This window comes from Variovorax sp. P4_B11, from assembly GCF_056402355.1.
Genome location: NZ_JBFUHO010000023.1, coordinates 78,144 through 92,382, shown reverse-complemented (window position 1 = coordinate 92,382; position 14,239 = coordinate 78,144). Strand labels below are relative to the sequence as shown.

Sequence of the window (14,239 nt, the reverse complement as noted above, 5' to 3'; positions counted from 1 at the left end):
CGCCGCCGGAGAACAAGCACCGGGCGCCTCTCCCCTATCGGCCGGCGCAGCCAGGCCCGTTGGTGAAACACCGCGGAACCGGCTTCGCCGGGCCGCTGGTGTTGCCCCCGGTAGGGGGTGGGCGCCCGGACACGAAGTGCCGCGCAACCTGGGGGCGAGCCTAGAACCGTTTTTCGAGCACCATCTGGTCGGCGTCGCGGCGCATCGAGAAGCGGCTGATGAAGCTGTTGCCCAGCAGGATGTAGGGCATCGGCTGCTGCGAGACGATGGCCTCCACGTCGAAGACCTCGACGTCGCCGACCCGCACCGAGGCGAGCCGCAGGCGATAGCCCGGCGCGATGCCGTTGGCGGTGTTCATGCGCACCGGCTGGCCCTTGCTGAAATCGAGCCCGATGCGTTGGGCATCGGCGGCCGACATCGCGATCGTGGTGGCGCCGGTGTCGAGCATGAAGCTGACCGCACGGCCGTTGATGGCGCCCTGCGCCATGAAGTGCCCGCCGCTGCTCACCGGCAGCACGATGCGGGTGCCGCCGCTCGAAGACCCGCTACCGCCGATGCTCACCGGCGTGTCCATGCGCAGCGCAACGCGCTTGCCGCCGGCCTCGATCGTCGCCTGTTCGCCCTGCATCGAGACCAGCTTCACGCCCTGGAAGGTCTCGCCGACCGCCAGTGTCTTGGGCGCCCCGCCGTTCACGATCAGGATCGCGCGGTTGCCGATGGTGCCGGTCAGCGTCACCGACTGGGCCTGCGCGAAGCTGCAGGCTGCGGCGAGCAGCAGCGGGATGAGCGCCTTCATCGGGCCATCAGTCCCTGAAATTGTTGAAGGTCAGCGGCATGTCGGGCACGTCCTTCTTGATCAGTGCCATTGCCGCCTGCAGGTCGTCGCGCTTGGCGCCCGTGATGCGCACCGCATCGCCCTGGATCGCGGCCTGCACCTTGAGCTTGCTGTCCTTGATCAGGCGCTGGATCTTCTTGGCCGTCTCGGACTCGATGCCGCTCTTGACCTTGATGACCTGCTTGACCTTGTCGCCGCCGATCTTCTGGACGTCGCCCTTGTCGAGGAAGCGGACGTCGACGCTGCGCTTGGTCAGCTTGGCGCGCAGGATGTCCTCGACCTGGACGAGCTGGAACTCGGCGTCACCGATCAGGGTGATCTCCTTGTCCTTGAGCTCGACCGCGGCCGCGGTGCCCTTGAAGTCGAAGCGCGTGCCGATCTCCTTGGCGGTGTTCTCGACCGCATTCTTGACCTCGGGCAAGTTGGGTTCACAAACGGTGTCGAAGGACGGCATGAGGTAAAGGCTCCGGCAGCAACAAGAAAAGGAATAGGCCGCGCACGGGTTCGCGCGGCGTGCGAATGCGACAATTCTCCCATGATCGTGGAGCACAACGTACCGCTGCAGCAGCACAACAGCTTCGGCATCGTCGCGCGCGCCCAGCACCTGGCGCGCATCACCGGCGAGGCCGATGTCGCGGCGCTGCTGGCCGACGCGCAATGGCGCGACGCGCCCAAGTTCGTGCTGGGCGGCGGCAGCAACATCGTGCTGACCGGCGACGTCAAGCCGCTGGTGCTCAAGGTCGAGATCAAGGGCCTGCGGCTGGTCGAGGAGACCGCACGGGCCTGGATCGTCGAGGCCGGGGCCGGCGAAGTCTGGCACGACACGGTGCACTGGACGCTCGACCAGGGCTTTCCGGGCCTCGAGAACCTGGCGCTGATCCCGGGCACGGTGGGCGGCTCGCCGGTGCAGAACATCGGCGCCTACGGCGTCGAGCTGCAGGACCGTTTCGAGTCGCTCGACGCCATCGATCTGCAGACCGGCCGCGCCTTCACGCTCGATGCGGCCCAGTGCGCCTTCGGCTACCGCGATTCGGTGTTCAAGCACGTGGCCAGCGGCGACAACGATTTCGGGCTGGCGGGCCGGGCGCTGATCACGCGGGTGCGCTTCCGGCTGCCCAAGCCCTGGAAGCCGGTGCTGGGCTACCTCGACCTCGAGCGCAAGATGGACGAGACCGGCAACTTCCAGCCCGGCGCGTTCGACGTCTTCGACTGGATCTGCGCCATCCGCCGCGCCAAGCTGCCCGACTGGCGGGTGCTCGGCAACGCCGGCAGCTTCTTCAAGAACCCGACCGTGACGCCGGAGCAGTGCGCCGACATCATTGCCCGCGACCCGAAGATCGTGCACTACCCGATGGCCGACGGCAGCATCAAGCTGGCGGCCGGCTGGCTGATCGATGCCTGCGGCTGGAAAGGCAAGTCGGTGGGCAACGCCGCTGTCTACGAGCGCCAGGCGCTGGTGCTGGTCAACCGCGGCGGATCGGCCAATCCGGTGACCGGTGGCGAGGTGATGACGCTGGCCAAGGCGATCCAGACCAGCGTCTATGAGCGTTTCGGGATTCGCCTCGAACCCGAACCCGTCGTGGTCTGACCACCGGCCGCGCGAAGCGCCGGCCCCTTCGTGGAACACCGCGGAACCGGCTTTGCCGGGCCGCTGGTGTTGCCCCCGGCAGGGGGTGGGAGGGCTACACGCAGTGAGTCCGACCTGGGGGCGAGCAACAGTGCCACCGCGGAACCGGCTTTGCCGGGCCGCTGGTGTTGCCCCCGGCAGGGGGTGGGAGGGCTACACGCAGTGAGCCCGACCTGGGGGCGAGCCTATTCCTTGTCGTTCTTGAGTTGGGGCAGGGATGCACCCTGGGTCGACGACAGCAGCCCGGTCTGCGTGTAGATCGCCAGCTTGGCGCGCGTGTCGACGATGTCCAGGTTGCGCATCGTCAGCTGGCCGATGCGGTCCAGCGGGCTGAAGGGCGCGTCCTCGACCTTTTCCATCGACAGGCGCTCGGGCGCATAGGTCAGGTTGGGGCTCTCGGTATCGAGGATCGAGTAGTCGTTGCCGCGGCGCAGCTCGACCGTGACCTCGCCGGTGACCGCGCGCGCCACCCAGCGCTGGGCCGTCTCGCGCAGCATGATGGCCTGCGGGTCGAACCAGCGGCCCTGGTAGAGCAGGCGGCCGAGGCGGCGGCCGCTGTCGCGGTACTGCTCGATCGTGTCCTCGTTGTGGATGCCGGTCACCAGCCGCTCGTAGGCGATGAACAGCAGCGCCAGGCCGGGGGCCTCGTAGATGCCGCGGCTCTTGGCCTCGATGATGCGGTTCTCGATCTGGTCGCTCATGCCCAGGCCGTGGCGGCCGCCGATGCGGTTGGCTTCGAGCAGCAGGTCGACCAGGCTGGCGTACTCGACGCCGTTGAGGGCGACCGGACGGCCTTCCTCGAAGCGGATGCGGACCTCTTCGCGCGGGACTGAGACCTCGTCCTTCCAGAAGGCGACGCCCATGATCGGCTGCACGATCTTCATGCCGCTGTTCAGGAACTCGAGGTCCTTGGCCTCGTGCGTGGCGCCCAGCATGTTCGAGTCGGTCGAATAGGCCTTCTCGGTCGACATCTTGTAGGCGAAGCCGGCCTTCTGCATGAACTCCGACATCTCCTTGCGGCCGCCGAGCTCGTCGATGAAGGTCTGGTCGAGCCAGGGCTTGTAGATCTTCAGCGCCGGGTTGGTCAAGAGGCCGTAGCGGTAGAAGCGCTCGATGTCGTTGCCCTTGAAGGTGCTGCCGTCGCCCCAGATGTGGACGTCGTCCTCCTTCATCGCCGACACCAGCATGGTGCCGGTGACCGCGCGGCCCAGCGGCGTGGTGTTGAAGTAGGTCAGGCCGGCCGTCGTCACGTGGAAGGCGCCGGCTTGCAGCGCGGCGATGCCTTCGGCGGCCAGCTGGGTGCGGCAGTCGATCAGGCGCGCCTTCTCGGCGCCATAGAGCATCGCCTTGCGCGGGATCTCGTCGTAGTCGGGCTCGTCGGGCTGCCCGAGGTTGGCGGTGTAGGCGTAGGGAATCGCGCCCTTGTTGCGCATCCAGTGCAGCGCGGCGCTGGTGTCGAGGCCGCCGGAGAAGGCGATGCCGACCTTCTGGCCGGCGGGAACGTTCTGGAGGATGGTGGAGGACATGCGCGTAGGTTTCCGGTTCAGCCGAAGTGGCAGATGTAGCTGTAGGGCTCGCCGCTGACGCGGATCTGGAAGCTGGAGTTGCCCGGCACGCTGAATTTCTCGCCCGCGCCCGAGGCCACCCATTCGGTGCTGCCCGCAAGCAGATACTCGCATCGGCCGCCGGCGCCTTCCATGGTTTCCGGCGCGCCGGTATTGAAAGTCAGGGTCGAGGGCAGGATCACGCCGACCGACTTCTTGCTGCCGTCGGCCAGCGTGAGGTTGTGGCTCACGCACTTGCCGTCGAAGTACACGTTGGCCTTGGTCGAGACCGTGGCGCTCTGGAGGGTTTCGGTTGTGCTCATGGGTAGAAAGGCCTGGCATTGCTCGCGTTTCGGCAAGCAAAAGGCGCGTTCTGAGGAAACGCGCCCGATTGGGTTGGCAAAGCCGTTGATTTTAGGCTTGCCGGCCGGCCTTCCGGCCCGAACTGGGGATCAGCGCCAGCGGCCGTAGCCTCCGCCCCAGCCGCGCGAGTAGCCGAAGCCCAGCGAGATGCCGATCGGCGGGTAGGCGTAGGCGGGCGCCGGGTAGTACGCCGGTGCCGGGTAGTACACCGGGCCCGGCTGCACGTAGACCGGGGCCGGGGCATAGACCGCTGCCGGCGGCGCGTAGACCGGGGCCGGGGCACCGCCACCCGACACCACCAGGCCCGGCTCGGGCACGACGTTGCTCCAGTCCTGTTGCGGCGGGGGGCCATCGACCGGGCCGGCGGCCATCTGGGGCTGCGGCGCCACCGGCAGCGGCGTGGCCAAGCCGTATTGGGTCGAATCGACCCAGATGCTGGCGCCGGGCGGGTTGCTGACGCGCGTGTTGTACTGGCGGCCCGCGTACTCGTAGGTCACGTTGTAGCGGATGCTGCCGTTCGATGCGGTCACGGGTGAACTCGTGATCACCCGTGCCTGGACCTGCTCGGCCTGGGCCAGCGTGCCGAAACCGGCCAGTGCGGCCAGCAGCGACAGGGCGGACGCGGTACGAAAGCTTCTGTTGTTCATGTCGGATCTCCTGAATTCCCGGGGCGGGGCGCCCTCGCAACCCGGTTGGAGGCCTTTGGGCCCCCGGGGTTCCAGCGTTTACAAAGCGTGGCTTGCCCACTCGGTGGCGTCGAACCCGGTTGTGACGTCACGTCCGGCGCCCCAGTTGACCACCGGCCGCTTGATCAGGCTGGGATTCGCCAGCAGCACCGCGCGGGCCGAGGCCGCATCGACCACCGATTCGCGGGTGGCGTCGTCCAGGCGCCGCCAGGTGGTGCCGCGGCGGTTGACCAGCGCCTCCCAGCCGGGCGCGGCGAGCCAGCGGTCGAGTTCGGCCTCGGGCACGCCGCCCTTCTTGAAATCGTGGAAGCTGTAGGCGACGCCATGGTCGTCGAGCCAGGCGCGGGCGCGCTTGACGGTGTCGCAGTTCGGTATGCCGTAGAGGGTTGTCATGCGGCGATGATGCCCGCGGCGCCGGTCGGCGACAATTCGCGGCTCCATGAAAACCCTAGAAGACTGGCTGGCGCACGCCGAGCACCTGCATCCCAAGAATATCGAGCTCGGCCTGGACCGGGTCCGCGCCGTCGCCCAGCGCCTGGGCCTGGCCTTCGACTGCCCGGTCATCACCGTGGCCGGCACCAACGGCAAGGGGTCGACCTGCGCCATGCTCGAGTCGATCCTGACGCATGCGGGCTACCGCACCGCGGTGTTCACCTCGCCCCACCTGGTGCGCTTCGAGGAGAGGCTGCGGCTGTCGGGCGAGCAGGTCGACGGCGCCGCGCTGGCGCCTTTCTTCGAACAGGTCGAGCAGGGCCGGGGCGAAGTCCCGCTGACCTACTTCGAATTCACCACGCTGGCGATCCTGCTGTGCATCGCCGCGGCAAAGCCCGATGCCGCGATCCTCGAGGTCGGCCTGGGCGGCCGGCTGGACGCGGTCAACATCGTCGATGCCGACTGTGCCGTCATCACCAGCATCGACCTCGACCACATGGAATTCCTCGGCAACGACCGCGAGAGCATCGGCTTTGAGAAGGCCGGCGTGATGCGCGCCGGCCGGCCGGCGATCGTCAGCGACCCGATGCCGCCACAGAGCGTGGTCGACCACGCGCAAGCCATCGGCGCCGACCTCTGGCGCGTCGGCCGCGATTTCAACGTGATGGGCGACCAACAGCAATGGGGCTGGAGCGGCCGCGGCCGGCGCTACAGCGGGCTGGCCTATCCGGCGCTGCGCGGCGCCAACCAGCTGGTCAACGCGGCCGGTGTGCTGGCGGCGCTGGAGTCGCTGCGGCAGCGGCTGCCGATCACCGCCCAGGCGGTGCGAAACGGGCTGGCGATGGTCGAATTGCCCGGCCGCTTCCAGATCGTCCCGGGCGAGCCGGCGCTGGTGCTGGACGTTGCGCACAACCCGCACGCGGTGGCCGCGCTGGCCGAGAACCTCGACGCCATGGGCTTCTATCCGACCACCCACGCGGTCTTCGGCGTCATGGCCGACAAGGACCTGGCACCGATGTTCGCCCGCATCGGGCCGATGATCGACCGCTGGTACTTCACCGACCTGCCGACCGCGCGGGCCGCCAGGGCCGACGACCTGATCGTCCGCTGGCAGGCCCAGAACAAGCGCAGGGATGTCTCGGCCAGCGTCCACGGCAACCCCATGGAAGCGCTCCAGGCCGCCATCGATCGCGCCGACCCCGCTGATAGAATCGTGGTCTTCGGATCGTTCTTCACCGTGGGTGGTGTGCTCGAGCACGGAACACCCCGTCTGGGCGCCAGGCACCTGTCCCCCGGCTCCTGAAACAGCCTGAATCCCGGCGCCCTTACCCCCGATTCCCCCCCGTTTCCTCCCGTTTCAACCGCACGCAGCACCCCCTCAGGAAAACGAATTTCATGGCGTTCTTCAAGTTCCGCACCCGCGGTCCTCAAGGCAACGAAGGGCGAAGCACCGTCGCCGCCGCGCCGGCGGAGAGCATCGAGGCGCTGCGTCGCCGGGCACGCCACCGGCTGCTGGGCGCCGCGGTCCTGGTGCTGATCGGCGTGATCGGTTTCCCGCTGCTGTTCGACACCCAGCCGCGGCCGATCTCGGTCGACATTCCGATCGAGATTCCCGACCGCAACAAGGCCAAGCCGCTGGCGCTGCCGACGCCCCCGGCGCCGGCCGCTCCAAGCACCGACAAGCCGGCTGCCGGCAAGCCGGCCGCCGCCGCGCCCGCCTCGTCGGGCGGCGGCATGATCACCGAGGCAGCCGACGGCAGCGAGATTCCAGAGGGCAAGGTGGCGTCGTCGGTGCCGGCGGCCGAACCCGCACCTGCGCCCGAGAGCAAGCCGGTCTCCAAGGCCGAGCCGAAACCCGAACCGAAGCCGAAGGCCGAGGCCAGACCCGAGCCCAAGCCGGAACCCAAGCCGGAGCCCAAGCCCGCGGCGCCGAAGACCGCGGCGACCGATGAAGCCGCCCGCGCCCGTGCGCTGCTCGAGGGCAAGCCGACCGCCGTGGCGGCAGCCGCTGCCGCCAAGCCGGCCGACGAGAACGGCCGCTTCGTGGTCCAGGTCGGTGCCTTCGCCGATGCGGACAAGGCACGCGAAGTGCGTCAGAAGCTTGAAAAGGCCGGCCTCAAGACCTATACCAGTGTCGCGAAGACGGCCGACGGCGAGCGCACGCGGGTGCGTGTCGGTCCCTTCGGCAACCGCGCCGAGGCCGACCGCGCTGCGGCCAAGGTCAAGGGCTTGTCTTTGTCGGCTGCCGTCCTCAGCTTGTAGGCTCGCGGATCGACGTGGCCACGCTCGACTGGATCGCCGTCGCGCTGCTCGTGGTGTCGATGCTGCTGGGCCTGGTGCGCGGACTGGTGTTCGAGGTGATTTCGCTGGCGGGGTGGGTCGTGGCCTTCGTGGTTGCCCAGTGGCTGGCCGAGGACGTGGGGCGCTGGCTGCCTTTTGGCGAACCGGCCGCGAGTTGGCGCTATGCCGCCGGCTTCGTGGGGGTGTTCGTCGGGGTGGCATTCGGCGTCGGGATGCTGGCGGCGCTCACGCGCAAGCTGGTGGCGGCGATCGGGCTGCGGCCGGTGGACCGGATCCTCGGCGGCGTCTTCGGCGTGGCGCGCGGCGCGGTGGCGATGCTGGCCGTCGCCGTGTGTGTTCATTTGCTGGCGTTGAGCGACAGTGCCTGGTGGCACGGATCGCGCAGCGCCATTGTTCTTGATGCGGCATTGCAGGGCCTGAAACCCGCGCTGCCTGATAAGTTGGCAAGCTACCTGCCCTGAGAGGATCGCTTCATGTGTGGAATCGTCGGCGTTGTCAGTAACGCTCCCGTCAATCAACTGCTCTACGACGCCTTGCTGCTGCTGCAGCACCGCGGCCAGGATGCCGCCGGCATCGTGACGCTGCTGGAGCGCAAGTTCTTCATGCACAAGGCCAAGGGCATGGTGCGCGATGTCTTCCGGACTCGCAACATGCGCGGCCTGCCGGGCGACATCGGCCTCGGCCAGGTGCGCTACCCGACCGCCGGCAACGCCTACAGCGAGGAAGAGGCGCAGCCCTTCTACGTCAACGCACCCTTCGGCATCGTGCTGGTGCACAACGGCAACCTGACCAATGCGCATGCGCTGCGGGCCGAGCTGTTCTCCACCGACCACCGCCACACCAACACCGAGAGCGACTCCGAGGTGCTGCTCAACGTGCTGGCCCATGAGCTCGACCGCGCCACCCGTGGCGGCCTGTTCGATTCGGCCACCTTGTTCGAGGCGGTGCGCAACACCCAGCGTCGCCTGCGCGGCTCCTACGCGGTGGTGGCGCTGATCGCCGGCCACGGCTTGCTGGCTTTCCGCGATCCCTACGGCATCCGTCCGCTGGCGATGGGCCGCGGTGCCGACGGCACCGTGATGGTGGCCAGCGAGTCGGTCGCGCTCGAGGGCTCGGGCCATGTGTTCGAACGCAACATCGCGCCGGGCGAAGCGGTCTTCGTCGACCTGCAGGGCCAGGTCCATGCCGAACAATGCGCCGACTCGCCGACGCTCAACCCCTGCATCTTCGAGTTCGTCTACCTGGCGCGGCCCGACTCGGTGCTCGATGGCATCTCGGTCTACCAGGCGCGGCTGAACCTCGGCGAGACGCTGGCCAAGCGCGTGATCTCGACCGTGCCGCCGAGCGACATCGACGTCATCATCCCGATCCCCGAATCGAGCCGTCCGAGCGCGACGCAGCTGGCGCACCTGCTGGGCGTCCCGTACCGCGAAGGCTTCGTCAAGAACCGCTACGTCGGCCGCACCTTCATCATGCCGGGGCAGGGCGTGCGCAAGAAGTCGGTGCGCCAGAAGCTCAACGTGATCGCCAGCGAGTTCAAGGGCCGCAACGTGCTGCTGGTCGACGACTCGATCGTGCGCGGCACCACCAGCCGCGAGATCGTGCAGATGGCGCGCGACGCCGGGGCCCGCAAGGTCTACCTCGCGAGCGCGGCGCCGCCGGTGCGCTATCCCAACGTCTACGGCATCGACATGCCGACCAAGGACGAACTGGTGGCGCACGACCGCACCGTCGAGGAAATCCGCGAGCTGATCGGCTGCGACGCGCTGATCTACCAGGACGTCGACGCGATGAAGCGCGCCATCGGTTCGCTGAACCCGAAGCTTGACGGCTTCGATGCCTCCTGCTTCGACGGCGTGTACGTCACCGGCGACATCGACACCGAGGCCATCACGCGCATGAACGGCAGCCGTCCGCGCATCGAGGAGACCGAGGAAGACTCGTCCCGCCTCGCACTGCCCAACCTCAGCTGAAGGATCCCGCGTGACCGACCGATCCCTGCCCCCGGGGCTGCACCGCGACACGCTCGCGGTGCGCACCGCGCTCGAGCGCAGCCAGTACGGCGAGAACTCCGAAGCGCTGTTCCTCACCAGCAGCTTCGTGCAGCCCGATGCCGAGACTTCGGCGCGCCGCTTCGCCGGCACCGAGGAGGGCTTCACCTACACCCGTACGTCGAACCCGACGGTGGCCAGCTTCGAACGGCGCCTGGCCGCGCTCGAAGGCACCGAGGCCGCGATCGGCGCCTCCAGCGGCATGGGCGCGATCCTCATGATGTGCATGGGCCTGCTGCGCGCCGGCGACCACGTGGTGTGCTCGCGCTCGGTGTTCGGCTCGACCTTGAACCTGATCGGCCGCGAGTTCGGCAAGTTCGGCGTCGAGACCACCTTCGTCTCGCAGACCGACGTTGCCGAATGGAAGGCGGCGATCCGTCCGAGCACCAAGCTGCTGTTCGCCGAGACGCCGACCAACCCGCTGACCGACGTCTGCGACATCCGCGCGCTGGCCGATCTCGCGCATGGCGCGGGCGCGCTGCTGGCGGTCGACAACTGCTTCTGCTCGCCGGCGCTGCAACGGCCGACCGAGCTCGGCGCCGACCTCGTCATCCATTCGGGCACCAAGTACCTCGAAGGGCAGGGCCGCGTGCTGGCCGGCGCCATCTGCGGATCGTCCAAACTGATCAACGACGTGTTCGGTCCGGTGGTGCGCACCGCGGGCATGGCGCTGTCGCCGTTCAACGCCTGGGTCGTGCTCAAGGGCCTCGAGACGCTGGGCATCCGCATGCAGGCGCACTGCGCCGGCGCGCTGGCGCTGGCGCAGTGGCTCGAGGCGCAGCCGGGCGTGGCACGCGTGTACTACCCGGGCCTGGCCTCGCATCCGCAGCATGAACTGGCGATGCGCCAGCAGTCGGGACTGGGCGGGGCGGTCGTGTCCTTCGACGTCGAAGGCAGCGGCCCCGAAGCGTCGCGCGCCAACGCCTTTCACGTGATCGACAGCACGCGCGTGCTGAGCATTACCGCCAACCTCGGCGACACCAAGACCACCATCACCCATCCGGCCACCACCTCGCACGGGCGCCTCACCGAAGTGCAGCGGCAGGCGGCCGGCATCGGCCAGGGCCTGATCCGCGTGGCGGTCGGGCTGGACCACATCGAAGACATCAAGGCCGACCTCCTGCGAGGTCTAGCCGGCCTGAGCACCCCCGCATGACACAGAAGACCCGCACCCGTTTCGCACCGTCCCCGACCGGCTTCATCCACCTCGGCAACATCCGCTCGGCCCTCTACCCGTGGGCCTTCGCGCGCTCGACCGGCGGCGACTTCATCCTGCGCATCGAGGACACCGACGTCGAGCGCTCGACGCAGGCCGCCGTCGACGTGATCCTCGAAGGCATGCAGTGGCTGGGTCTCGACCATGACGAGGGTCCGTTCTACCAGATGCAGCGCATGGACCGCTACAAGGCGGTGCTGGCCGAGATGCAGGTCGCGGGCCTGGTCTACCCCTGCTACATGGGCATGGCCGAGCTCGACGCGCTGCGCGAGAAGCAGATGGCCGCGAAGGAGAAGCCGCGCTACGACGGCACCTGGCGTCCCGAGCCGGGCAAGACGCTGCCGCCGGTGCCCGAAGGCGTGCAGCCGGTGCTGCGCTTCCGCAATCCGCAGGGCGGGGTGGTGGCCTGGGACGACAAGGTCAAGGGCCGCATCGAGATCGGCAACGACGAGCTCGACGACCTCGTGATCGCGCGGCCCGACGGCACGCCGACCTACAACTTCTGCGTCGTGGTCGACGACATCGACATGGCGATCACGCACGTGATCCGCGGCGACGACCACGTCAACAACACGCCGCGCCAGATCAACATCTTCCGCGCCCTCGGCAAGGAGCCGCCGGTGTATGCGCACCTGCCCACCGTGCTCAACGAGCAGGGCGAGAAGATGAGCAAGCGCAACGGCGCCAAGCCCGTGACGCAGTTCCGCGACGAAGGCTTCCTGCCCGAGGCGATGGTCAACTACCTCGCGCGCCTGGGCTGGAGCCATGGCGACGACGAGATCTTCTCTCGCGCGCAGTTCATCGAGTGGTTCAACCTCGATCACCTGGGCCGCAGCGCGGCGCAGTTCGACGAGACCAAGCTGCGTTGGGTCAATGCGCAGCACCTGAAGGCCATGGCCGACGATGCGCTGGCGCCGCTGGTGGCCGCGCAGTTGCACAAGCGCGGCATCACGGCCGACGAGCGCCTGCCCGCGATCTGCGGCCTCTTCAAGGACCGCTGCGACACCACCGTCGCGCTCGCGGGATGGGCAGCTGCGTTCTATGCCGACGTGCATCCGAGCGATGCCGATCGCGAGCAGCATATTTCTGCTGCGGTGCGCCCGGCAATCGCCGAACTTGCGGATAAACTATCGGCCGTCGCTTGGGACAAGGCAGCGATCGCATCGGCCATCAAGGAAGTGCTGGTTGCGCAAGGTCTCAAGATGCCGGCACTCGCCATGCCGGTGCGAGTGCTCGTGATGGGCACCCCGCAGACGCCTTCTCTCGATTCGGTCCTCGCGCTTTTTTCACGCGAAACTATTTTGAAGAGATTGAAGGAAGCCTGATTTTCGGGCTATAATTTGAGGCTCGACACCCAGGGGGGTATAGCTCAGCTGGGAGAGCGCTTGCATGGCATGCAAGAGGTCAGCGGTTCGATCCCGCTTACCTCCACCAACATGGTGTCGAGTTGTAGAAGAGTTTGAGAAACAAGCGCTGATCGCAGCGCGGTTCCTAAGGTTTTGACCCTATCGTCTAGAGGCCTAGGACACCACCCTTTCACGGTGGCTACCGGGGTTCGAATCCCCGTAGGGTCGCCAGTTTCATCGCAAGGTGAAGCCGGCACAAGTCGCAGCACTTGGCTCCTTTTGGAGTGAACGTTGTCTACCAGGAGTGGTAGTTCAGTTGGTTAGAATACCGGCCTGTCACGCCGGGGGTCGCGGGTTCGAGTCCCGTCCACTCCGCCAGATAAAAGCCCTTGTGAGTCAATGACTTGCAGGGGCTTTCCTCTTTCTGGGTCGCCCCGAATCTTCGACTTTGGAATGGCGAGCGGGCCGACTTTGGAATATGCGTCAGCCGGCCGGCGTCGCCTTCTTCGTCTGGCGGCGGTCGTAAACCCGGGTGATCATTGCGTCGCTCGAGTGCAAGGTGGCCTCCTTGGTGTCCTTGTCGCCCCGGTCCAGCTTGTCGGTCACGCCCTTGGGCCTGCAGTCCTGCAGACTGAAATGCTCGAAGGGCAACTCCAGCGCCGCCGCATGCACCTCGGCCGTCGCCATGAGCGTGCCCAGCAGCTTCCCCCAGCCTGATTTCGTGTAACGCTGCCCCTGCAGGTTGCCGAACAGCAGGAACGAGCCGGCCAGGTCGTTCCGCTTGATGGCGAGCACCTCGTCGATCGTCTCCCGCAGGTCCGGCGACCACTCGATCAGGATCTTCGGCTTCGTCCGGTCCTTGGAGTCGGTCCACACGATGCCGCTGTCGGTGATCGCGTCGCGTGAGATCTTGCGCACCTCGAACGATCGGCGCACGCACAGCCATGCGGTCTTCAAAGCCAGCGCGATGATGTGATACGGGCCACCGAGCACGCGGCCAGTCGCGACCACGATCTCGAGCTCGTCGTGGGTGACATAGCGCTTGGCCTCCGCGACCACCTTGTTGTGCGAGATCCGGTCGAAGGGGTTCGACTCGATCATTCCCTTGCGGATCGCGTACTCGAGGATCAGTCGCGCCAGGGCGATTTCCTTGTTGGCCTTCACCGGCCTGGTGCGCTCGTAGTGCTCGAGGTACTCGTAGCCCATCGTGCGAGTGATCTCGGTCACCTCCAGGTGACCCATGGCCTCGGTGAGCTTCTTCGCTTCTTCCTTGTTCTCGGCGATGGTGGAATCGGCGCGCTTGTTGCCGGATGTCGCGGGCAGCTTTTCCTGCCATTCGAACCAGGCGTCGACCAGGCCCTTGAACCCGCCGACGGGCACGTCCTCCACGATGCGCGTCGATTCCTCGATGGCTTGCCGGCGCAGCTTGTGAATCTGGTTGGCGTCGTCGACCAAGCACTTGAAGCGGAACGCCCAGCGCCCGGACTTCATCTTGTAGCCGATGCTGTACAGCCGGACCCCGTAGCGCTCGTACACGCGGAAGGGCAGGCCGTCAGGCTTGGCACGGGGCTTGATCATGCGAGCCTCAGGGTCGGCAGGTTCAGAGTCTTCTTCATCGGCGCGGACGTCTGGCCGGCGACGACCGCATCGTAGTGGCCGCGCTCGAGCACGATGCCATAGCGTCCCATACGCGCACGGTAGAAGCCCTGGCGGCGGAGCTCGTTGAGCTGCATCGTCGGCACCTTGTACTGCGTGATCGCCTGGATCTCCGCGGCGGAAAGCACGATGTTGCTCATTTGCTTTCGCTTCCTGCAGCGCGGGTGCTTCCAGAACCGGCG

At 67.4% G+C, this 14,239-nt stretch carries 15 protein-coding genes and 3 tRNA genes; 10 read left to right on the top strand and 8 right to left on the bottom strand.

Features of this window, described 5'->3' with window-relative positions:
* Positions 1-160: 160 nt before the first annotated feature.
* Both AC1DYD_RS20845 and AC1DYD_RS20840 read right to left on the bottom strand, forming a co-directional pair.
* Positions 161-796 (bottom strand): retropepsin-like aspartic protease family protein, encoded by a 636-nt coding sequence (locus AC1DYD_RS20845; protein WP_478174657.1) that lies wholly within the window; start codon positions 794-796, stop codon positions 161-163.
* Positions 797-803: 7 nt separating this feature from the next.
* Positions 804-1,289, bottom strand: a complete 486-nt coding sequence (locus AC1DYD_RS20840) for a YajQ family cyclic di-GMP-binding protein (protein WP_478174656.1) — start codon at positions 1,287-1,289, stop codon at positions 804-806.
* A gap of 81 nt (positions 1,290-1,370) precedes the next feature.
* Here AC1DYD_RS20840 and murB point away from each other — a divergent pair, with 81 nt between their 5' ends.
* Positions 1,371-2,423: a UDP-N-acetylmuramate dehydrogenase gene (gene murB, locus AC1DYD_RS20835; protein ID WP_478174655.1), complete on the top strand. Its 1,053-nt coding sequence runs from the start codon at positions 1,371-1,373 to the stop codon at positions 2,421-2,423.
* A 224-nt stretch (positions 2,424-2,647) separates the two neighbouring features.
* Here murB and argG read toward each other — a convergent pair whose 3' ends face one another.
* From argG to AC1DYD_RS20815, 4 genes are all read right to left on the bottom strand, one after another.
* Positions 2,648-3,988: an argininosuccinate synthase gene (argG, locus tag AC1DYD_RS20830; protein WP_478174654.1), complete on the bottom strand. Its 1,341-nt coding sequence runs from the start codon at positions 3,986-3,988 to the stop codon at positions 2,648-2,650.
* A gap of 17 nt (positions 3,989-4,005) precedes the next feature.
* Complete coding sequence (gene ppnP, locus AC1DYD_RS20825) at positions 4,006-4,329, bottom strand: pyrimidine/purine nucleoside phosphorylase (RefSeq protein ID WP_478174653.1); 324 nt, start codon at positions 4,327-4,329, stop codon at positions 4,006-4,008.
* 129 nt (positions 4,330-4,458) lie between these two features.
* On the bottom strand, positions 4,459-5,016 hold the full coding sequence (locus tag AC1DYD_RS20820) for a hypothetical protein (protein WP_478174652.1): 558 nt from the start codon (positions 5,014-5,016) through the stop codon (positions 4,459-4,461).
* A 78-nt stretch (positions 5,017-5,094) separates the two neighbouring features.
* Positions 5,095-5,448, bottom strand: a complete 354-nt coding sequence (locus AC1DYD_RS20815) for an ArsC family reductase (RefSeq protein WP_478174651.1) — start codon at positions 5,446-5,448, stop codon at positions 5,095-5,097.
* A gap of 46 nt (positions 5,449-5,494) precedes the next feature.
* Here AC1DYD_RS20815 and folC point away from each other — a divergent pair, with 46 nt between their 5' ends.
* The 9 genes from folC to AC1DYD_RS20770 all read left to right on the top strand — a co-directional run bounded on the left by folC (position 5,495) and on the right by AC1DYD_RS20770 (position 12,779).
* Positions 5,495-6,790: a bifunctional tetrahydrofolate synthase/dihydrofolate synthase gene (gene folC, locus AC1DYD_RS20810; RefSeq protein WP_478174650.1), complete on the top strand. Its 1,296-nt coding sequence runs from the start codon at positions 5,495-5,497 to the stop codon at positions 6,788-6,790.
* Between the two features lie 92 nt (positions 6,791-6,882).
* Positions 6,883-7,749, top strand: a complete 867-nt coding sequence (locus tag AC1DYD_RS20805) for an SPOR domain-containing protein (RefSeq protein ID WP_478174649.1) — start codon at positions 6,883-6,885, stop codon at positions 7,747-7,749.
* A gap of 14 nt (positions 7,750-7,763) precedes the next feature.
* Positions 7,764-8,249 carry a CvpA family protein gene (locus AC1DYD_RS20800; protein ID WP_478174648.1) on the top strand — a complete coding sequence of 162 codons (486 nt, stop codon included), beginning with the start codon at positions 7,764-7,766 and terminating at the stop codon, positions 8,247-8,249.
* Between the two features lie 12 nt (positions 8,250-8,261).
* Positions 8,262-9,761: an amidophosphoribosyltransferase gene (gene purF / locus AC1DYD_RS20795; protein ID WP_478174647.1), complete on the top strand. Its 1,500-nt coding sequence runs from the start codon at positions 8,262-8,264 to the stop codon at positions 9,759-9,761.
* Positions 9,762-9,771: 10 nt separating this feature from the next.
* A complete protein-coding gene (locus tag AC1DYD_RS20790) occupies positions 9,772-10,995 on the top strand; it encodes an O-succinylhomoserine sulfhydrylase (protein WP_478174646.1) in 1,224 nt (407 codons plus the stop codon).
* Entirely contained in the window at positions 10,992-12,380 is a 1,389-nt protein-coding gene (gltX, locus tag AC1DYD_RS20785) for a glutamate--tRNA ligase (RefSeq protein ID WP_478174645.1), read from the top strand. The genes AC1DYD_RS20790 and gltX overlap by 4 nt, the downstream gene beginning before the upstream one ends.
* Positions 12,381-12,413: 33 nt before the next feature.
* Positions 12,414-12,489 (top strand) — tRNA-Ala (locus AC1DYD_RS20780).
* Between the two features lie 67 nt (positions 12,490-12,556).
* Positions 12,557-12,632: transfer RNA gene (locus AC1DYD_RS20775), tRNA-Glu, on the top strand.
* A gap of 70 nt (positions 12,633-12,702) precedes the next feature.
* A tRNA-Asp gene (locus AC1DYD_RS20770) sits at positions 12,703-12,779 on the top strand.
* 105 nt (positions 12,780-12,884) lie between these two features.
* On the opposite strand, the gene AC1DYD_RS20765 is transcribed toward AC1DYD_RS20770, so the two are convergent.
* Together AC1DYD_RS20765 and AC1DYD_RS20760 are read right to left on the bottom strand one after the other, a co-directional pair.
* Positions 12,885-13,979, bottom strand: a complete 1,095-nt coding sequence (locus AC1DYD_RS20765; RefSeq protein ID WP_478174644.1) for a hypothetical protein — start codon at positions 13,977-13,979, stop codon at positions 12,885-12,887.
* On the bottom strand, positions 13,976-14,197 hold the full coding sequence (locus tag AC1DYD_RS20760) for a DUF4224 domain-containing protein (RefSeq protein WP_478174643.1): 222 nt from the start codon (positions 14,195-14,197) through the stop codon (positions 13,976-13,978). Before AC1DYD_RS20760 ends, AC1DYD_RS20765 begins: the two co-directional genes overlap by 4 nt.
* Positions 14,198-14,239: the final 42 nt, after the last annotated feature.